The sequence below is a fragment of the Herbiconiux liangxiaofengii genome (assembly GCF_041927335.1).
Taxonomy (GTDB): Bacteria; Actinomycetota; Actinomycetes; order Actinomycetales; family Microbacteriaceae; genus Herbiconiux; species Herbiconiux liangxiaofengii.
This window is the reverse complement of the sequence record NZ_JBHFHD010000010.1, coordinates 98,681-119,436: the sequence shown is the minus strand read 5'-3', so window position 1 is coordinate 119,436 and position 20,756 is coordinate 98,681. Positions and strand designations below refer to the sequence as shown.

The window sequence follows — 20,756 nt, the reverse complement described above, 5'->3', positions numbered from 1 at the left end:
AACGCGGAGCTGAAGGAGGGCTGGCCTAAACTCGAGGGATCATGACTGACACCATCGACGCCTCCGTGGCAGCTCCCGTCTACACCGTCCCCCAGGAGCGGAAGATCGTCACCGCGATCCCCGGTCCGAAATCGGACGAGCTGCACCGCCGACGCCTCGAGGTCGTGCCCCCGGGTGTGTCGAGCGCGCTGCCGGTGTACATCGCGAAGGCGAACGGCGCCATCCTGGTCGACGTCGACGGCAACCAGTTCATCGACCTCGGCGCCGGCATCGGCGTCACCACCATCGGCCACACCGAGGCCTCGGTGGTCGCGGCCGCCGCAGCCCAGCTGCAGGACGTGACGCACACCCTCTTCACCATCACCCCCTACGAGGAGTACGTGCGGGTGGCCGAGCTGCTCGCCGAGCACACCCCCGGCGACTTCGCCAAGCGCACGGTGCTCGTGAACTCGGGCGCCGAAGCGGTGGAGAACGGCGTGAAGATCGCCCGCAAGCACACCGGCCGCAACGGCGTCGCCGTGCTCGAGCACGCGTACCACGGCCGCACCAACCTCACGATGGCCATGAACTTCAAGGCCGCGCCCTACTCCACCGGGTTCGGACCGTTCGCGGGCGACGTGTACCGCGCTCCGAACTCCTACCCGTACCACGACGGCCTCTCGGGCGCCGAGGCGGCCGAGCGCACCATCTCCTACCTCGAGAAGACCGTGGGCGCGGCCGACCTGGCCTGCCTCGTGGTCGAGCCCATCCAGGGCGAGGGCGGGTTCGTCGTACCGGCTCCCGGGTACCTCACCGCTCTGCAGGAGTGGTGCACCGCCTCGGGCATCGTGTTCATCGCCGATGAGATCCAGTCGGGCATGGCCCGCACCGGGGAGTTCTTCGCCAGCTCGCACTTCGGGCTGGTTCCCGACATGGTGCTCTCGGCCAAGGGCATCGCGGGCGGACTGCCGCTCGCCGGCGTCACCGGTCGGGCCACCATCATGGATTCGGCCCAGCCCGGCGGGCTCGGCGGCACCTTCGGCGGCAACCCCGTCGCCGCCGCGGCCGCCGTGGCCGTGTTCGAGCAGATCGTGGCGAACGACCTGCTCGCCGAGGCGAAGCGCATCGAGCAGACGCTCGTGGCGGGCCTGACCCAGCTGCAGGCGAAGTACGACATCATCGGCGAGATCCGCGGCATCGGCGCGATGATCGCCATCGAGCTCGTGCAGCCCGGCACCGCGGAGACCACGAAGGCCCCCAACGCCGACGCCGTGAACGCGATCGTTTCGTACGCCACCCAGCACGGCGTGCTCGTGCTGACCGCCGGAACCTACGGCAACGTGCTGCGCTTCCTGCCGAGCCTCGCCACGAGCGACGCCCTCATCGCCGACGCCCTCTCGGTGATCGACGAGGCCTTCGCTCAGCTGTGAGCAAGCACTCGGCCCCCGACCCGTCGCAGATCGCCCTCTCGGAGCCCGCAGAGGGCGATCTGCGACGGGTGGATGCCGGCGCACGCCGCGAACCCGGCACCGCCGGGGTCGCGGAGAGTGTGGAGCTCGCGGTGCTCGACCGCAACGGGTTCGTGGAGTCGCGTCACATCGGGTCGGCCGTGGTGCTGGATGCGCGGGGCGAGGTGGCGCTCTCGGTCGGCTCCCCCGAGCTCGCGGTGTATCCCCGCTCGTGCATGAAGCCGTTCCAGGCACTGGCGGTGCTCGAGTCGGGCGTCTCGCTCGACCCGGTGCAGACCGTGCTGGCCACCGCCAGCCACTCCGCCACCCCGGCGCACGTGCGGGTGGTCGACTCCATCCTGGAGAAGGCCGGGCTCGACGCCGACGACCTCGGCTGCCCACCCGACTGGCCGGGCGACTCCGCGGCGCGCGACGGCGTCATCCGCGCCAACGGTCACAAAGAGCGCATCCTGATGAACTGCTCGGGCAAGCACGCCGCCATGCTGCTCGCCTGCGTCGAGAACGGATGGGACACCGCCACCTACCTCGACCCGGCGCATCCGCTGCAGCAGCGCATCCTGGCCGTGGTCGAGCGCGAGACCGGGGCACCCGTGGTGCACTCGGGGGTCGACGGATGCGGTGCTCCCGTTCACGCGATGTCGCTGGTGGCGCTCGCGCGGGGCATCGGGCGCATCCGTCGTGCCGAGTCGGGACACGCCAAGCACCTGACCGACAGCATCCTCGCCAACGGCTGGGCCATCGACGGACCGGGGCGCGCGAACACCGTCGTGATCGACCGGTTGGGCGTGGTGGCCAAGCTCGGTGCGGAGGGCGTGATGGTGATGGCCACGCCCGACGGCGCATCCGTGGCGTTGAAGATGCTCGACGGCAGCCTGCGCGCGGCCACGATCGTGGCCCTGGAGCTGCTGGCCCGCCACGGGTCGCTCACCCGCGACCAGGTGGCGGAGCTCACGCCCGAGCTCGACCTCGCGGTGTACGGCGGAGCGGCGCCGGTGGGCACCATCCGTCTGTCCCCGACCCTCTGACCGCGCCCCCGTCAGGTGAGCTGGCGGGCCAGGCGTTTGGCGCGGGCCGCTCGGGAGACCTGGGTGACCACCACGATCACGATCGCCAGCAGGAACACCGCCGACGCGATCACGTTCACCTGCGCCGGGATGCCGCGGGCCGCCGCGATGTAGATGAACTTCGGGAAGGTGTCGACCGAGCCCGAGTTGAAGTTCGTGATGATGAAGTCGTCGAAGCTCAGCGCGAACGACAGCAGCGCCGCCGCCGCGATACCCGGGATGAGCAGCGGGAACGTGATGCGCCAGAAGACCTGGCCGGGCGACCCGTAGAGGTCGCGACCCGCCTCCTCGAGGGCCGGGTCGAGCGAGGCCACCCTGGCCTTCACCGTCACCACCACGAAGCTGATGCAGAACATCGTGTGCGCCAGGATGATCGTGACGAGGCCCTTCTCGGCCCCCACGGTGAGGAACTGCGCCGCGAGGCCGGCGCCCAGCACCACCTCGGGGGTCGCCATCGGCAGGAACAGCAGCAGGCTGATCACCGAGCGCGCCTTGAACCGGTAACGCACCAGGGCGATGGCGATGAGGGTTCCGAGCGCGGTGGCCAGCACGGTCGCCACCACGCCCACCAGGATGCTGTTGCCGAATGCCTCGCAGAGACCCTGCGTGTTGCACACCGTCATCCATTTCTCCAGGGTGAAACCCTGCCAGGCGATGTTGAGCTTGCCCGAGTCGTTGAACGAGAACACGAACGTGTACGCGATGGGGATGAGCAGGAAAACCAGGGCGATGATCGTGTAGATCCACAGCCCCAGACCCTTTGTGCGGCGGTTCATACGAGGTCCTCCGTTCCGGAGCGGCGCACGTACACGCCGACGATCACGAGGATGACCGCCATCAGCACGATCGACAGCGAGGCCGCGGCGGGATAGTTCTGCAGCACGAGGAAGTTGGCCTCGATCGCGTTGCCCACCATGGCGGTCGACGACGACCCGAGGAAGTCGCGGCTGGCGTTGATGTAGTCGCCGGCCGCCGGGATGAAGGTGAGCAGCGTTCCCGACACGATCCCGGGCATCGACAGCGGGATGGTGACCGTGCGGAACGTGGTGAACGGGCTCGCGTAGAGATCGGCCCCGGCCTCGATGTAGCGCAGGTCGAGCCGCTCGAGCGTGGCGTAGAGCGGCAGCGTCATGAACGGGATGAAGTTGTAGGTGAGGCCGAAGATCACCGAGAACGTGGTGCCGGTGAGGTGCCCGTCGCTCGGCAGCACCGCCACCGACTTGAGGAACTGCACGATCGGCCCCTCGTCGGACATGATCTGCTTCCACGCCAGGGTGCGCAGCAGGAAGCTGATGAAGAACGGCGCGATCACGAGCGTGAGCATCAGGCTCTGCAGCAGCGGCCAGCGCCGTGCCTTCACCCCGATGACGTACGCGATGGGATAGCTGATCACCAGCGCCAGCACGGTGGCCACGATGGCGTAGCCGAACGCGCGCAGGATGAGCGGCCAGTACTCCCCCACCGAGTCGGCGTAGTTCTGCCAGTTGAACCCGGCCTGGAACTCGCCGATGTCGCCGTCGAGCACCGGCTGCTGCAGCGAGGTGATGACCAGCGAGATCAGCGGGGTGAGAAAGAACAGGACGAGGTACAGGATGCCCGGCAGCAGCAGCACGAGCGCGACGAAGCTGCGCTTCCTCGGGGCCTGCTCGACGGTGGGCTGCGAGGCGAACGCGGTGAATGCCATGGTGCCGGGGCCCTACGCCTGCTCGAGCTCTTCTTCGAGCGCGATGCGCCGCTGGATGGCGATGGACTCCGTGGAGTCGTCGGCCACGAAGCGCGGCACCGTGCCGGGTTCGTCGTCGAGGCCGAAGCCGTGCTCGACGTTCCACGACAGCCACACCTCGGCTCCGACGTTCACCACCGGGCCGAACACCATGTTCTGGGCGAACACCACGAGCTCGCCCACGTGCGGCACATCGACGAGGTACTGGGTGCTGACACCGGAGAACGAGGCATCCGTCACCCGGCCCGGGCCGAGCACGTTGCGGCCGGCCTGGGCGGCGGGCGCCTCGGTGAGCAGCAGCACCTTCTCGGGTCGCACGCCGATGGCCACCTCGCCGGCATGACGACGGCTCCGGATGCGGGGCACCACGATGGGCACGCCCGCCACGTCGACCGTGATGTGGTCGGGCCCGCTCGCCACCACGTCGCCGATGAACAGGTTCGACTGGCCGAGGAAGTTGGCCACGAACGCCGTGCGCGGCAGCTCGTAGAGCTCCTCGGGGGCGCCGAGCTGTTCGATGCGGCCCTTGTTCATCACCGCGACGGTGTCGGCCATGGTCATGGCCTCCTCCTGGTCGTGGGTGACGTGCAGGAACGTCAGGCCCACCTCGGTCTGGATGGTCTTGAGCTCGAGCTGCATCTGGCGGCGCAGCTTGAGGTCGAGGGCACCGAGCGGCTCGTCGAGGAGGAGCAGGGCCGGCCGGTTCACGATGGCCCTGGCCAGGGCGACCCGCTGCTGTTGGCCGCCCGAGAGCTGCGCGGGCCGGCGGGAGGCGAGGTGGTCGAGCTCGACGAGCTTCAGCGCCTCGTGCGCCTTGGCCACGGCGTCGCCGATCTTGCGGCGCTTCAGCCCGAAGGCCACGTTCTCGAGGATGGTCATGTGCGGGAACAGGGCGTACGACTGGAACACCGTGTTGACCGGGCGCTGGTACGGCTTGGTGTCAGTCACGTCGCGACCGCCGATCAGGATGCGGCCTTCCGTGGGCTCCTCGAGGCCGGCGACGAGCCGCAGGGTCGTGGTCTTGCCGCAGCCCGAGGGGCCGAGCAGAGCGAAGAACGAGCCCGCCGGGATGGTGAGGTCGAGGTCTTCGATGGCGGTGAAGCCCGGGAAGCGCTTGGTGATGCCCGAGAGCTGCAGGTCGGCGCCGCTCTCGGCGAAGGCGGATGCGTCGGCCATCAGCTGCCCAGCAGCACCTTCTGGAACTGGGCCTGGTAGTCGTTCTCCTCCTGCGGGGTGAGCGTGCGGAAGACGTGCACGGTGCTCAACGTCTCGTCGTCGGGGAAGATCAGCTGGTTCGACGCGAGTTCGGGGTCGATGGCGTCCATCGCCTCCTTGGCGCCCACCACGGGCGTCACGTAGTTCACCCAGGCGGCGAGCTCGGCCGCGACCTCGGGCTCGTAGTAGTAGTTCATCACCGCCTCGGCGTTGGCCTTGTGGGTGGCGCCCATGGGCACGACGAAGGTGTCGTTCCAGAGCGTGCCGCCGGCATCCGGAATCGCGAACTCCCACTTGTCGCCGGCCTGGGCGTTCAGCGAGGTGATGTCGCCCGACCAGCAGATGGCGGCGTAGGTGTCTTCGCTCTGCAAGTCGTTGAGGTAGGCGTTTCCCTTGATGTTGCGGATCTGGCCGTTCTCGACCTGCTCGGTGAAGGCGTCCATCGCGTTCGCGAACTGGTCGTCTCCCCACTCGCCGGTGATGTCGGTGCCCTGGCTGAGCATGATGAGGCCCATGGTGTCGCGCATCTCGGAGAGCACGCCCACGCGGCCCTTGAGGTCGGCGGCCCAGAGGTCGTCGACGCTCTTCAGGCCGCCAGGCACCTTCTCCTTGTTCCAGCAGATGCCGGCGAAGCCGCCCTGCCAGGGCAGCGAGAGGTTGCGGCCCTTGTCGAAGTCGGGGTTGGCGAAGGAGGGGCTGAGGTTGGCGATGTTCGGGATGTTCGCGTGGTCGAGCTCCTGCAGGTAGCCGTTGCGCACGAGGCGGGCCACCATCCAGTCGGTGAGGCAGACGGTGTCGGCACCGATGGCCTGGCCGAGGGCGAGCTGGTCTTTGACCTTCGCGTAGTAGCTGTTGTTGTCGTCGACCGCCACGTTGTAGGTGACGGTGATGCCGGTCTCGTCTTCGAAGCCGACCAGGGTGGGGTAGTTGCCCGCGTCGTCCTCGTCCATGTAGGCGGGCCAGTTGTCCCACGTGAGGGTCTTCTCGGTGGCGCTCTTGTCGTCGGCCGGAGTCAGATCCTTCTTGTCGGCCGGGGCGCAGGCCGCGAGGGCGAGGGCGGTGGCCCCGACACCGGTGGCGCCGAGGAAGCCGCGGCGCGAGAGCTGCAGGGTGCGGGCCCGGCGCAGAGCCTGGGAATGGCGGATGGCCTGCACGAGCTGAGGGTCGTTCGGAATTCTCACGGTGTCGTCCTCCCGGGAATGAGTAGCTCCGATAGTGACACAACCGCCGTTGCGAACGACAGCATCGACGACGAAAAACACACGCGCGAAACATACTCGTTACGAAATCAGTGTCGATTTGGGGAGACGACGTAGGTTTTCGGCGGTCAGTGCACGCGACAGTGCACGTCTCAGTGCACGTCTCGGCGCACGTCTCAGTGCACGTCGAACCATTCGTCGCCCATGCCCACGCGGGTGCCACGCGGCACCGTCGTGCGAACGCCGGGGGCGAGTTCGACAGCGCCGGGTTCGCCCGGGTCGAGCCGGGTTCCGTTGGAGGAGTGGTGATCGGCCACCCAGAGCTCGCCGCCCTCGACGCCGAATGCGAGGTGCGTCTTGGACACGCTGCGCTGCGGGTCGATCAGCTGCACGAGGTAGTCGACGTGCTCACCGGGTGCCGGAGTGGGATTGCGGCCGACGAGGCCGGGGCCCGCCACGCGGATGCTCTCGCCGGTGCTGAAGACGAGGCTGAAGGTGGGGCGGGCGGCCGGCGCGGGCGCCGGTGGCGTGGGGGCGGGGGCCTGCAGGGTCGGGTTCGCGGCGCGGGCCGGGGCGGATGTCGCTGCGGGCGGGGTCGGGGCGACGGTGCGCTCGGGTTCCGGGCGCGAGTGCGGCTGCCCGTGGCGCGACGGGGTAGGGAGGGAGTGGTCGGGGCGTGACGGGGTAGGGAGGGAGTGGTCGGGGCGCGACGGAACGGAGACGGGGCGGTCGCGGCGCGGCTCGACGTGGCGGGAGGGGGCTGGGCGGGAGTCGCCCGCCCCGCGCGCGCCGGCCGCGCGGGCCGACTCCGCCGAGATGGCCTTCCGGAGCGCCGTGCGGTCGTAACGGGCCGTATCGCCGAGGGTGGGCCGCGGTGCGATGGCCGAGGTGCCGCATTCTCCGCAGAGGAGTGCGCCGGAGCTCAGGGTCGTGCCACAGGTTCTGCACTTCACTGCTTCTACCGCCTTCTGGTCTCGCTGCCATGGTACCGGCGGAGCGACCGCAGCGAGACCCGGGCACGGAGCCGCGCGAGCCACCCCAGGCCCGCCAGCAGTTCCCGGCGCTGGGCATCGGATGCCGCCCAGAGTGCGTCGAGCTCGGCGTCCGAGGGCGGCTGCGGCGCGTAGAGAGCGGCATCCACGCGGACTGCCAAGGCGGTCGCGGCGGCCGCGGTGGGGGCGGTGGCCGAAGTGGGTGCGGCGGGGGCGGTGGGTGCGGCGGCGGCGACCGCTGCCGGGGCCGCGACTGCGGCGGGGGCGGCGGCGGCGGCGCTCAGCTCGGTCGCGGCCTCGCGGCGGGTGGCGTTCGGCCGCGGCGGCGAACCGCGGTCGCGGGCGGCGTCGACGACCTCGGCCCAGCTGCCGGCGGCGCGACTGCGCGCACTCCCCCGCTCACGACGACGGGTGCGCCGACGCGATTTCAACGCGATGACCGTGAGGAACGGGGCGAGCACGATCGCGACCGCCGCGAGCGAGATCCCGACGATCGCGGCCACCCGCAGGATGACGGCGAGCGTGTCGTCGCGGGGGGCGGGGTCGTCGTCGTTCTGCTCGAGCGGTGCCGACGCGGCCGGGTCGTCGAGCTCGTCGGAGGCCGGCGGCACCACCTCGGGCGGCTGCACCGCCGACGACGTGTCGTCGAGCTCGCTCTCGGGGATGGGACGCGGCTCGGGCGTGACGTCGATGGCCACCCAGCCCTGCCCGGCCGTGTACACCTCCAGCCACGCGGTGGCGTCGCGGCCACGGACGGCGGTGCCGTCCTGCCCGGCCGCAGCGGCGTCGGTCTCCGCTGCCCCGTCCGCGGGGACGACGAAGCCCACGGCCACGCGGGAGGGGAACCCGGCCGACCGTGCCAGCAGGGCCGCCGCCGCCGCATACTGCTCCGCGTCGCCCACCATGGGGGTGGCGGAGAGGAGCTCCTCGAGGCGGTCGGAGCCGTGACCGGAACGGCTGAACACCTCTCCGGGCAGGGCGCTCGAGACGTAGCCGCCGTCGAGGCCGGCCACGATTCCGGCCAGGCGCTCACCGGGTGGGCGGGAGTCGGGTGCCCACTCCGTGAGGCGTCGGGACGCGGCATCCGGAATCGTCTCGGGTGGCGTGGTGCCGGCCCCCGGCTCGAGGGCGGCGAGGGCACCCGCCTCCGAGACCTCGGCGGGAACCGTGGCCGTGATGTCGTACTCGTCGCCGCGCCTGAGCTCGTGGGTGTCGGCCACGGTGGCGAGCAACGGACTCGCGAAGAGGGAGTTCTGCAGCAGATCGGCGTCGGCTCCGGCGAACTCGACCAGGCTGGGCGGACCGGGCGTGGGAACCCAGACGCCGGAATAGTCGCCGACCACCACGTGCAGGTCGAGTTCGGTGCCGTCGCGGGCCTCCGGACCATCTGAGGGGCCGCCGGTCGCCGCCGAGATCCGTCCGGTGACGCGCTGGAACAGGTCGCTCGACGACTGCTGCACGCCGGCCCCCGAGAGACCGGCGACCCCTCGTGAGGTGACGCCGCCCGCGGTGAAGACCACGCCGTCGTAGTCGTCGAGCCGGGCGACGGCGAGGCGCGTGCCGGGCGTGGCACCGCTCACCGTGAGCTGCGTGGCGTCGGCGTCGGGCTCCTTGAGGTAGGCGCGGAGCGACGACAGCGGGCTCGCGTGGTCGACGGCGTCGAACGGCTGCACCACCGTCGCTCGGGCCACGAACCGGTCGGGAGCCGGGAGCGCCACCGCGCCGGCCAGCGCCAGCCCGAGCGCGGCCGCGACGACCGGTACTGCCAGCGCGGTGCGCCGCCCGGAGCGTCGGGCGGGTGCCACGAGCGCGAGCCAGATGACCAGCAGCCCTGCGAACCCTCCCCCCACCAGCACGGGCGCGAACCCCGACCCGCTGCCGAGGAGCACACCGGCCACGAGAACCGCGGCCGGCGGCAGCACGGCGAGTGCCGGCCGCGCGGTTCGGGTGGCGATCGACGTGGCCAGCACCGAGGCCACGAGGGTGATCACGAAGACGGGCACGAGCAGTGCCTGGTAGTCGCCCACCGGAAGCTCGATGGTGACGAGCTGCCGCCAACCGGTGGCCGTGGTGACCACGAGGTCGGCGAGGCCGCGCGGGGTGGGCAGCACGTGCCCGTAGGTCTCCGACGGGATGGCGAGCGGGACTCCCAGCAGCAGCCAGGCGGCCGCCGTCACGAGCAGCACGACGGGGGCCGGCCAGCGGAACGAGGCGCCGAGGGCCGCGATCACCGTGCCCGCCACGATCGCCCCACCGGCCGCCAGCACGAACGACGGCGAGGCGTACACCGGCCACCAGCTCGCCGCGGCGACGCCGGTGAGCAGCGCCATCGTCACCGCGCCCAGCACGATGCGGCCGCGGTGCCGGTCCCGGCCCTGGTTGTGGCCCCGGCCCTGACCCCGCCCGGCGCGGCGATCGCGGCCGCGCACGCCGCTCGTCGCGCTCACGCGCCCGCCGCCCGCACGAGACCGCGCACGAGATCGTCGAGGTACCCGATGCGCATGATCCGCAGCGCCTCGATGCGCACGAGGGTCGATGGTGCCTCCGGTTCGATCAGCACCGCCACCACCTCCACCCCCGCGGGGAAGTGCGAGGCGGCCGCCCGGAGCTGGCGAGCCGTCACGGTCGACCCGCAGGCGACGAACACAAGCGACGCATCCGGTGCCTGCTCGGCCACCACCCGCGCCACCGCCGCCACGCCTGAGGCACCACGCCGCTCCTGGATGCCACTGAGGTCGTCGAGCAGTTCTCGCCGGCCGCGGGTGCGGAGCCGCCCGGCCTCGCCACGGGTGCGCGGCGCTCCGGCGAACACCGACAGGCTCGTGCCGTCGGCCAGCGCCCGGGCACCGATCGACCCCACCACGCTCACGGCCAGCTCGAACTCCTCGGGCGAGGCGTAGTCGGCCTCGGCGAGCGACTGCAGCACGATGAGATGGCTACGCCGGGTCTGCTCGAACTGGCGCACGAGGAAGTCGCCGGTCTTGGCCGTGCTCTTCCAGTGGATGTGCCGCCGGTCGTCGCCCGCCACGTAGGGCCTCAGCGCGTGGAAGGAGATGTCGCTGTCGGTGAGGTCGTTGGTGGCGATGCCCTCGAGGTCGCGGAGCAGCCCGCTCGTGGCGACCGTGAGCGCCACCGTGGGCGGATGCACGTAGAGCTGGGCCGTGGCCGACTTCGCCGACTCCCACCGGGCGAGGCCCAGCGGGTCGTGCCGCACCAGCGTGACGGGGCCGAGCTGCACCACGCCCCGGCGTTCGGTGGCCACCGTCAGCTGCACCTCGCGGCGGCCCCACGGCGCGAGCGGGGGCAGGCGCACCGCCTCGATACGCTCCCCCACCGGCAGCTCGGCCTCCTGCGCCCGCAGCCGTCGGCCCGAGTCGTTGCGCGCCCGCACGACGACGGTGGCCGTGCTGCCCGCCACCACCTGGCGCTCCAGCACCGCGATCTCGATGCCACCGGATGCGCGCCCGACGAGAGACACCGCCGCGGCCAGAGCGACGAGCGCCGCCGTGCCCCCCACCACCACGAGCTCCGTCCAGCCCAGCATGAGCCCGGCCGGCAGGCCGATCACGGCTGCCGCCAGCACCACCCACCCGCTCGTCGAGACGACGACCGGCCGTCGCCCGCCCGTCATGCGGCCGGAGCGTCACCGGGCGGCGGGACGTCGAGCAGGATGCGGGAGACGACACCGAGCGCGGTGACGCCGTCGAACTCCGCCTCGGGGTCGAGCACGAGACGATGGGCGAGCACCGGGCCGGCCAGCGCCTTCACGTCGTCGGGCACCACGTAATGCCGCGCATCCGACGCCGCGTAGGTCTTGGCCGCCCGGATCAGCGCCAACGCGGCACGCACGCTGGCCCCCAGTCTCGTCTCGTCGGCGTCGCGGGTGGCCTGCACGAGCCGTGACACGTAGTCGTTGATGGTGGCGTCGACATGCACCGTGCGGGCCTCCGAGGCCAGCAGGGTGACACCCTCGGCCGTGATGACCGGTGGCAGTGAATCGCCGTGAGCGCGCTCGGTGGCGCCCTCGAGGATGCGCAGGGTGGTGGCGTGGTCGGGGTAGCCGATCGAGGTCTTGATCAGGAACCGGTCGAGCTGCGCCTCCGGCAGCCGGTAGGTGCCCGCCTGCTCGATCGGGTTCTGGGTGGCGATCACCATGAACGGCTGCCCCACCGGATGCGGGGTGCCGTCGACGGTGACGCGCCCCTCCTCCATCACCTCGAGCAGGGCCGCCTGCGTCTTCGGGCTGGCGCGGTTGATCTCGTCGGCGAGCACGACGTTGGCGAAGACGGGCCCCGCGTGGAAGGAGAACGCCCCCGTGCGCTGGTCGTACACGCTCACCCCGGTGATGTCGCCGGGCAGCAGGTCGGGCGTGAACTGGATGCGGCTCGAGCTTCCGCGCACGCTGTCGGCCATCGCGCGGGCCAGCGAGGTCTTGCCCGTGCCCGGGGCGTCTTCGAGCAGCAGATGCCCCTCGCTGAACAGCGCCACCAGCGCCAGCCGGATGACGTGCGACTTGCCGTGCAGCGTCTGCTCGACGTTCGCCGTCAGCCGGTCGAACACGTCGGCGAACCGGGTCGCCTGCTCGCTCGTCATCGTCATCGCGTGAATGCCTTTCCGTCAGCCAGGGTAAACATAGTGGTGGTCTCCGACCTGCACCGAGAGGCCGGCGGAGCCCGTGGGCACCGGCACCACCGGGGTGCACGATCCGCCGGTGACGACCTGGCCGCCCGGCTCGCCGGCGGGCGTGATCTCGCGGCTGCCGCAGGCGTAGGCCGGCGTCAGGCCGCCGTTCTCCGGCTCGCCCTCCCAGCTCCACGACGTGCCGTCGTAGGTGGGGCCGGAGGCGAACGCGAACGTCAACGAGGCCTCGGGTGCCGACACCGTGTCCGACCACGCACCGCACAGCTCCACCCCCGCGAAAACGTTGCAGGCCCGCAGCTGGAAGCGGTACACCTCGCCTAACCGGCCTGCGGTGAGCGACAGCGGGTAGCCGCCGAGTGTGAACGGCTGGGCGTCGCCCACTGGCGAACCGGAGGCGTCGATCCGGCGCACGCTGTAGCGGCCTCCGGCCTGGACGGGCGACGGCGTGGGCGCCGAGAGCACCTGGGGCTCATACGTCGTCCCTCGCTGCACCATCACCACCTGCACCCCGGAGGCCTGCACCTGGCCGGGAGTCGGATACGCCACCGCGGTCGCCACGGCCGACACCGCGCATCCGGCCGCGTTGTAGCCCCACACCACGAAGCCGTAGGCGGCATCGACATCGGTGAGACCGGTGAAGACGGCCGAGCGCGAATCTCCGCCAAGCGCCTGCTGGGCGATGACGTCTCCCCCGGCCCGAGGAGCGGTCGGGCGACCGGGGGCCGGGCTCGACACGGTGCACGCCTGGGCCCCGGAAGGCACTCCGGCGCCCGGCCGGAGTACCTGGGCGTAGTAGCCCGCCACGGCGTTGCCGTTGCCCTCGAACCCGGGCCAGGAGACGGTCACGGAGCCGGGTCCGGCCTCGGGGGTCGACACCGCGTCGACGGCGGATGCGGCGGGCGGCCCGTAGGGGGTCGCGCCGGCCGAGGCCGACGGCCACACCGCGAGTGGCGGGTAGGCGCCGTTGCGCGCGGTGACCACGATCTGCACGTCGGAGCCGTTCGTGAGCCCGCCGACGGTGACGGAGCATCCCGACCCGTCGCAGCCCGCGGCGTCGACGGTGGCGACCGGTCGGCCGTTCGCCGTGACGTCGTACTGACGCACCGGAGAGCCGCCGGCCGGCACGCTCGCGGGCGACCACCGGGCCTGGAGCGCGCCGTCCAGCGGACTCAGCTGGGGCGTACCCGGGGCGGAGGGCAGCAGGTCGGACCAGACCGGAACGGAGTACGTCGACTCGTCGGAGGAGCCGACCGCATTGCGAGCGGAGACGCTGATGCTCACGGCGTTGCCCTCCCCGTTGCCGGGCGTGGCCACCTGGCAGCTGGTGCTGGAGCACGAGCTGGTGACCTGAGACCCGGAGGTGGTGCGCGCCACCAGGTCGAAGCCCGAGATGGGCGAGTTGTTGGCGGGCCCTGGCGAGAACGAGACGGTGACGCTGCGGTCGCCGAAGCCGGTGACGGCGAGCCCGGTCACCGGAGCGGGCCGGTCGATCACCGCGATGCGCACGGTTCCCCAGGCGGCGCGCTCGAGCTCGCCGGTACCGTCGAGCACCTGGTACTGCACCGAGACGTCGGCCGGCGGCGCATCCGGGGCGACGGCGACCTGCAGCACGGAGCCGTCGGCGCTCGGGGTGATCACGACCCCGGCGGGCAGTGCACCGGCGTCGATGCCGCGCACGGCGATCACCCGCAGCGGTGTCTCGGGGAACGGGTTCGTGGCCGCGTCGTTCGCCAGCACGTCGACCCGGGTGGTCTGACCGCGCGGAGCGATCACGGAGTCGGTGGCGGGAGCCGCCGGCGGACGGGTGGAGGGGACGACCGTCATCGAGATGCGGCCTGCCGTGCCCGGCACGCCGTTCGCCGCGACCTGGATTCCGAGGTCGCCCGTGGTGCCCTTCACGGCCCCGACGCCCGCGGTGACGGTGAGCGTGCTGCCGATCAGCACCGAGTCGAATCCGGCGGGCCGCGGGTCGACGAGCGCGAAGGACAGCTGGCCGGTCGAGCCCGAGGGCGAGGTGGTGAGGCGGGTGAGGTCGATGGTCTTCTGCTGGCCCGGCTCGAACTCCAGCACCGCTCCGGCGAAGGCGGGCGGCTGGTTCTCCCGCGGGGTCACGGTGATGGGCAGCACGAGGGTGGCCGTGCGGGCCGACGGCCCGTCGCCGTCGGCCACCGCGAACGAGATGCTGGCGGGCCCGAAGTAGCGGTCGGCGCTCTGGAACACCAGGGTGTCGTCGTCGATCACGGAGCCGCTGCCATCGGTGTGCGTCGCCCGCACCGAGTTCGGGTCGGCGATGCGCACCGGGCGACCGCCGACGGCCACGACGTAGTCGTTCACGTCGATCTCGAGCCGGCTGCCCGAGACGACGCTCAGCCGTGGCGCGCCGGAACGCAGCTGCGGGAGCGCATCGTCGGTGCCCGGCACCCAGATGAAGCCCGACGACCGCACGTTCGGGTCGTCGGGATGGGCGACGGTGAACGGGATGACCTGCGCCCGCGAGGCGACCTGCACCCGGATGCGCCCGTCGACCACCCGGGCGGCCTCCGACCAGCCGCTCTCCACCGACACCCCGAGTGAACTCGACGAGCCTTCGGCGAAGAACACGTTCTTCAGCACGTCGACGTCGACCGTGGGCCGGTCGAGGATGTCGGTGAGCGTGAGCACCGTGTCGTCGACGACGGGGCGGGCGAGCGGCGCCGCCGGGTCGACGTCGATCGTGGCGAAGCTCGAGCTGGTGCCGCCGCGCTCGTTCTCGACGGTGTAGATGAAGCCGTACCGGCCGGGTGCCTCCGGTGCCTCGATCCGCAGCACGCCGCCCTCCTCGGCCGAAGCCGAGGCCACCTCCTCGGCCTGCGCTCCGTCGGCAGCCCCGGAGAGCGGGGTGACGTCGGCGATGCGCAGCGGACTGCCGTCGGGGTCGGAGTCGTTCTCGAGCACCCGTACCAGCACCGTGCGCCCCGGCCGTACCCGCACCTCGTCGGGGGTGGCCACCGGATTGCGCGCGCCGTCGAGCCTCGGACTGATGCCGACCCGCACCGTGCCGGTGGCCCGGGCACCGAGGCGATCGATCACGGAGTAGGAGAACGAATCGGTGCCCGAGGAGTAGTCGCCCGCCTCGAATTCGATCCAGTCGCTGCCGATCTGCACCACGGTGCCCTTCTCGGGCACCGAGTCGATGCCGAGGAACTGCACCGAGTCGCCGTCGGGGTCGATGCCGGTCACCGGCACCGGGATGCGCACGGTCTCTCCGGCGATCACCCGGGCTGTGAGCTGCGGGGGCACCGGTGCCGCATTGGCGGTGGCGTCGGCCTCGCGCACGCTGATGGTGACCTGGGCGGTGGCCCACTGCCCGTCGGGAGCGTCGACGCGGTACACCGCCGTGACGTCGCCCGGGGTGTCGGGGGCGAGGTAACGCAGACGTGAGCCGGAGGCGAAGAGCATTCCGCCGCCGCCGGCCGGCTGCGACACGAGGACCGGGTCGAGAGTGAGGGCGTCGCCATCCGGATGCACGTCGTTCGCCAGCACAGGGATGTCGACGACGTCACCCACCCGCACCGCCGCCGAATCGGGCACGGCGATCGGCGGCTGCCGAGAGGTCGGCTCCGGGATCTCCACCACGGTCACCGATCCGCTCGCCTCGGCGAGGCCGTTGGTGATGGTGTAGCCGAAGGTCACCCGGCCCGAGTCCAGCGGCCGGGTGAGGGTGACGCGGATGAGCCGCTGCTCGATGGTCTCGACCCGGAGCCCCGTGACTGCCGCGCCCGAGTCGTCGGCCCCGCTCACGATCAGCACCCCGCCCGCCGGATCGAAGTCGCCGGCGAGCACGTCGACCACCACGCTCGTGTTCTGCCGCGCGAAGGCGCTGTGCGGCACGGTCACGGGCCGAGAGTTCGCGTCGGGCGGCACCGTGGCGATCACGCGGATGACCCCGGATGCCGTGCGGCCCCCGTCGCTCACGGCGTAGTCGAGGGTGGAGCTGCCGGCCGCGCGTGCGGTGATGCGCACGGTGCCCCCGGCGTAGTCGGGCGCGATCTCGAGGCCGTCACGGCTCGGCACGTTCGACAGGCGGAGCGCCGGGCTCGCACCGGTCACGTGCGGGAGCGTGTCGACCTCCGCCGTCTGGCCCACCCTGGCCAGCACCACGAAACCCTCGGCCGTCAGCGGCGCCTGGTCGGGCTGGTGCACCTCGACGGTGAACGACCCGGTGGTGCTGCCCACGCCGTCACTCACGGTGACCGCGACCTCCTTCGGCCCCGTGGTCTGGCCCGCATCGGTGACGGTCACCACGCCCTGCGGCGTCCAGGAGACCGTATCGGGGGCGGCCACGGTCGCCGACTGCACGAAGATCGCATCGCCATCCGGATCGAACCAGTCGGCGCGCTGATCGGCCTCGGTGCGGCCCCCGAGCGCGACATCGAGCGCGGCCCGGCGGCTCTGCACGGGGGGCGAGTTCTCTTCCGGCGAGCGCACGGTGACCGTGACCGTCGCCTGGTCGCTGCCGCCCTGCCCGTCGGAGACCGTGTAGCCGAACACCAGCTCGCCCGCGGCCGTGTCGGGCAGGGTGAGCTGCAGCTGCTGATCGTCGGAGATGAGATCGACGGTGAACGGCGCACCGTCGGGCAGGGTGACCGAGTCGATCACGATCACGTCGTCGTTGGGGTCGAAGTCGTTCAGCAGCACCGGCAGCACCGTGGAACGACCGGGGCGGGCTCCGAACTGGTCGTCGGTGGCGACCGGCGGCGACTGCGCCGGATCGGGCGCACGGGTCTGGTCGGCGGAGGCCTCGGTGGACTGCTGATCGGTCGGGGTGTCGGGAAGCAGCTCGTCCCAGTCGTCGATCGGGGTGTTGCCCCGGGTCACGTCCCACGAACGGCCGCTCGCCGCGTCGCTGAGCAGCAACCCGTCGGTTCCGTTCGACCGGAACTCGAGGCGGTCTCCGGATGCGGCGCCGTCGAGCTCGCCCTCCGTCACCCCACCGCCTCCCGCGACACGGTCTCCGGTTGCGTTGGCGCCCACGATCGAGGCGCGCTCGGAAGTGGTGCCGGCGGCGCAGCGGGAGTACGTGCGACCGTCGGTCCACGCCGCGTACCAGCACCCGTCGGCCTCGGCGGGCCGCGTCGAGGTGCCCGAGTGACCGTCGGAGAGCACCTCGATCGCGCCGTCGGCGAGCGCCACCGACAGCAGCTGGGTGGTGGTGGCGACGAGCGCGGTGTCAGACGGCGTGGAGGGCGACTGGAGCCACAGCGCGGCCGGAGCCTGCTGCGCCGGGTTCGCGCCGTCGCCGGTACCATCGCCGCTCCCGCTACCGCTACCGCCTCCGCCGCTGCCGTCGCCGGTGGTCGGGTCGGTGGTCGCTCCGTTCTCCGCGGTGTCGCCGCTGTCCCCGGGCGCGACGGCTGAGCCGGGCGTGTCCGGAGCGATCGGGAACTCCCCCGAGGCGGTGAGCAGCGTGCGGCTGGTGCGATCGAGCACCACCCAGCGTTCGCCCACCGCGGTGATGCTCACGTCGTCTCCGGGAGCGACCGGCACCGATTCGGCGTCGGGCTCGTCGTCGCGCCCCGCGACCGTTCCGGCGTCGACGGTGACGACCGATCCGGTGGCTGCGGAGACGGCGAACACCGTCCCCCCGGTGGAGAGAGCGGTGTCTCCGCCTGCCCCGAGGGTGAGGTCGGGGGTGCTCTCCGGGTCGAAGGCGGCCAAGGAGGAGACCGGCACGATCCAGACGTCGCCCGAGGTGCGCGCGGTGATCACGGCCGCGTCGCCGTCGAGCGCGAGATCGACGTCGCCCGCCGGGAGGGAGAAGGTGTCGGTGACGGCGGCCGTCGCGGTGTCGACGATGCGCCCCTCACCGGCGCCCTGGTCGATCACCACCACGGTCTGGCCCGACTGGCTCACCGAGAGAGCGGCCGAATCGAGTCGGATGGCGGTGTTGAGCTCACCGATGCGGGGGTTGGCCCGGCCGGCCGCCTGATGCAGGTCGCTCGTCACCCACACCGTGGCGTCGTCGAGCTCGACCTTCTGAGCCGTGTACCCCGGCGAGACGACGGCCACGACCGCCACCACGGCGGCGATGACGCCCGCTGCGGCGACGGTGGCCACGAGCGGGCGGCGCGCGTTCAGCCAGCCGAAGACATCCGTTCGCCCCGTCATGGCAGGTCTGCGCACTTCTCGGAGCTCGCGGCGCCCGACCGGCCGGAGCGCACCACCGCCACCGAGATGCACACCGACGACCGGTCGGTCGGCGAGGCCGCGAACTCCGTGCTCTTCTGCACCGAACTGCCCCCGGTCGAGGTGTCGACCCGGTAGCTGTCCTCCGCGCCGAGCCCTGGGTCGTCCCAGGTGAACAGGATGCGCCCTCCGTCGACCTCGGCCCGGATCTCGCCGACCGTGGGGATGGCATCGGCGCGCTGGGTGATGAGCAACCCGGCCGTCAGAGATCCGGCCACCGCGAGAACGGCGGCCGAGGCCAGAACGGCGACGACCCTGCCCGAAAGACGTCGCCCGGGTCGATGCCGCGGATCGGCTGCCCTCGTGCGGGAGGTGCCACGGCCCGAGTGGCCGGCCGTGAGCGCCGAGTGACCGCCGACCGCCGAGCGGCTACCGCTGGCGTCGCCACTGCGCAGGCCCTCGGCCGCTCGACGGCGCCGGCGGGGCGCCTCGGCCGGCGAGTGCAGCACGGTTCGATCGTCGGACTGCTGCGGGTAGTCGAGGGCCCACTCCGCCATCGCGATCTCGACGCCGGTCTGGGCGAGCCCCAGTTCCGTCTCGACGGTCTGGAGCTCGCGGAGGAGTTCGAGTGCCGACGCCGGCCGGTCGGCGGGCTTGCGGGACAGGCCGCGCGCGAGGATGCGCTCGAGCGAAGTCGGCACATCCGTTCGCCCGATGGGGGCCGGTCGCGCCTTCACGATGCGGGCGGCGAGCTCGGCCGACGAGGTCGAGACCGCCCCGGGCTGCTCGAACGGAGATCGCCCGGCGAGCAACGACCAGAGGGTCGCGGAGAGCGACCAGACCTCCGAGGCCACCGTGCCCTGCGTGCTCTCGCTGACCACCTCGGGCGCCGACCAGGGGATGGAGAGACCGACCGCTTCGACGCTCGCCACCCCTCGCGTGGACTGGGCGATACCGAAGTCGGACAGCACCGGGCTGCCGTACGCGGTGACGAGGATGTTGGAGGGCTTGATGTCGCGGTGCAGGATGCCCTGTTCATGGGCGGTGTGCAGGGCACCGGCGATCTTCACCCCGATGCGCAGCACCTCGGCCACCGGGATGGGCTCACGGCGATAACGCTGGCCGAGCGACGACGAGCACAGCTCCATGACGAGGTACGGCCGGCCGTCGGAGGAGACCCCGGCCTCGTAGACGGTGAGGATGGAGGGGTGGGCGCTGAGCCGGGCCATCAGATCGGCTTCGAGCTGGAACATGCGCCGTACCTGCTCGTTCACGACCTCGGGCAGCATGACCTTCACCGCCACCTGGCGGCGGGGCATGTTCTGCTCGAACAGGAACACGTCGGCGAAGCCGCCCGAACCGAGCACGCGCACGGGCGTGAAGCCCGGAAGCGTGGGCGGTGGTGACGGAAGCCGGCGCGGCACGACGCGGCCTACGGGTGCTTCGTGTCGCGACCGCGGTCGTCGTGCTGCGTGCGGGAATCGCCGACGGGCTCGCCGTCGACCTCGTCGTGCTCCACGTCGACCACCACCACCGTGACATTGTCGCGGCCCCCGTTCGCCAGCGAGGCCGCGACGAGCTCGGCGGCGGCGCGCTCGGCCGTCGGCGAGATGGACAGGTAGTGGCGGATGCCGACGTCGGTGAGCTCTTTGGTGAGGCCGTCGGAGCACACCAGGATGCGCTGGCCGGCGACCACGGGGAGGATCGAGTAGTCGGGCACCGGCTTCTCGTGAAAGCCGACGGCGCGCGTGATGACGTTGCTGTCGGGGTGCCGCTCGGCCTGTTCGGGCGTGATCAGCCCCGCGTCGATGAGCTCCTGCACCACGGAATGATCGACCGTCAGCTGCTGCAGCGCGCCGTTCTCGAGCAGGTACACCCGCGAGTCGCCGATGTTGAAGACCATCCAGGCGAGGTCGTCGTCGATCTCGGCGAGAGCCACGCCGGTGACGGTGGTTCCGGTGCCGAGCGCGGACTCGTCGCCCACGCGATCGATGTCGGCGAGAGCCACGGCGAGCGCCGACTCGATGCGCTCGGCGGTGGTGACGGCGTCACCGATCTCGCTGAGCCGGTCGACCACGGCAGCGCTGGCGACGTCGCCCGCGGAGTGGCCTCCCATGCCGTCGGCCACGGCGAAGATCGGGATGTCGGAGATGGAGCTGTCTTCGTTACCGGCGCGCTTGTTGCCCTTGTCGCTGAGCGCAGCCCAGGAGAGGGTGACCTGGCGCGGCACTGCGCCCTCGCGCGTCACGCTGACGCGCGCGCTGGTTCGACCGATCTGGGTCACGGTGACAACTCCTGACAGCTTTCCG

General features: G+C 71.7%; 13 protein-coding genes. 2 read left to right on the top strand and 11 right to left on the bottom strand.

Going from position 1 to position 20,756, the window contains the following annotated elements; genetic code table 11:
- The first annotated feature begins 41 nt into the window (after nucleotides 1–41).
- The gene (gabT, locus tag ACEXOR_RS11190) at nucleotides 42–1,409 is read left to right on the top strand and encodes a 4-aminobutyrate--2-oxoglutarate transaminase (RefSeq protein ID WP_374849717.1); all 1,368 of its coding nucleotides are present in this window, start codon (nucleotides 42–44) and stop codon (nucleotides 1,407–1,409) included.
- 68 nt (nucleotides 1,410–1,477) lie between these two features.
- On the top strand, nucleotides 1,478–2,473 hold the full coding sequence (locus ACEXOR_RS11185; RefSeq protein ID WP_374849896.1) for an asparaginase: 996 nt from the start codon (nucleotides 1,478–1,480) through the stop codon (nucleotides 2,471–2,473).
- 11 nt (nucleotides 2,474–2,484) lie between these two features.
- Here the strand turns inward: ACEXOR_RS11185 and ACEXOR_RS11180 are convergent, their stop codons facing one another.
- From ACEXOR_RS11180 to ACEXOR_RS11130, 11 genes are all read right to left on the bottom strand, one after another.
- Nucleotides 2,485–3,288: an ABC transporter permease gene (locus ACEXOR_RS11180; protein ID WP_374849716.1), complete on the bottom strand. Its 804-nt coding sequence runs from the start codon at nucleotides 3,286–3,288 to the stop codon at nucleotides 2,485–2,487.
- On the bottom strand, nucleotides 3,285–4,196 hold the full coding sequence (locus tag ACEXOR_RS11175) for an ABC transporter permease (RefSeq protein WP_374849715.1): 912 nt from the start codon (nucleotides 4,194–4,196) through the stop codon (nucleotides 3,285–3,287). Before ACEXOR_RS11175 ends, ACEXOR_RS11180 begins: the two co-directional genes overlap by 4 nt.
- Nucleotides 4,197–4,208: 12 nt before the next feature.
- Entirely contained in the window at nucleotides 4,209–5,411 is a 1,203-nt protein-coding gene (locus ACEXOR_RS11170) for an ABC transporter ATP-binding protein (protein ID WP_374849714.1), read from the bottom strand.
- On the bottom strand, nucleotides 5,411–6,631 hold the full coding sequence (locus tag ACEXOR_RS11165; RefSeq protein ID WP_374849713.1) for an ABC transporter substrate-binding protein: 1,221 nt from the start codon (nucleotides 6,629–6,631) through the stop codon (nucleotides 5,411–5,413). Before ACEXOR_RS11165 ends, ACEXOR_RS11170 begins: the two co-directional genes overlap by 1 nt.
- A 194-nt stretch (nucleotides 6,632–6,825) precedes the next feature.
- Nucleotides 6,826–7,602: an FHA domain-containing protein gene (locus tag ACEXOR_RS11160; RefSeq protein WP_374849712.1), complete on the bottom strand. Its 777-nt coding sequence runs from the start codon at nucleotides 7,600–7,602 to the stop codon at nucleotides 6,826–6,828.
- Between the two features lie 5 nt (nucleotides 7,603–7,607).
- Nucleotides 7,608–10,088 (bottom strand): transglutaminase TgpA family protein, encoded by a 2,481-nt coding sequence (locus ACEXOR_RS11155; protein WP_374849711.1) that lies wholly within the window; start codon nucleotides 10,086–10,088, stop codon nucleotides 7,608–7,610.
- Nucleotides 10,085–11,272 carry a DUF58 domain-containing protein gene (locus ACEXOR_RS11150; RefSeq protein ID WP_374849710.1) on the bottom strand — a complete coding sequence of 396 codons (1,188 nt, stop codon included), beginning with the start codon at nucleotides 11,270–11,272 and terminating at the stop codon, nucleotides 10,085–10,087. The genes ACEXOR_RS11155 and ACEXOR_RS11150 overlap by 4 nt, the downstream gene beginning before the upstream one ends.
- Nucleotides 11,269–12,240, bottom strand: coding sequence for an AAA family ATPase (locus ACEXOR_RS11145; RefSeq protein WP_374849709.1), 972 nt, complete (start codon nucleotides 12,238–12,240; stop codon nucleotides 11,269–11,271). Before ACEXOR_RS11145 ends, ACEXOR_RS11150 begins: the two co-directional genes overlap by 4 nt.
- An 18-nt stretch (nucleotides 12,241–12,258) precedes the next feature.
- Nucleotides 12,259–18,429, bottom strand: coding sequence for an Ig-like domain-containing protein (locus tag ACEXOR_RS11140; protein WP_374849708.1), 6,171 nt, complete (start codon nucleotides 18,427–18,429; stop codon nucleotides 12,259–12,261).
- Nucleotides 18,426–19,871, bottom strand: a complete 1,446-nt coding sequence (locus ACEXOR_RS11135) for a serine/threonine-protein kinase (RefSeq protein ID WP_374849707.1) — start codon at nucleotides 19,869–19,871, stop codon at nucleotides 18,426–18,428. Before ACEXOR_RS11135 ends, ACEXOR_RS11140 begins: the two co-directional genes overlap by 4 nt.
- An 8-nt stretch (nucleotides 19,872–19,879) precedes the next feature.
- On the bottom strand, nucleotides 19,880–20,731 hold the full coding sequence (locus ACEXOR_RS11130) for a PP2C family protein-serine/threonine phosphatase (protein WP_374849706.1): 852 nt from the start codon (nucleotides 20,729–20,731) through the stop codon (nucleotides 19,880–19,882).
- Nucleotides 20,732–20,756 lie beyond the last annotated feature (25 nt).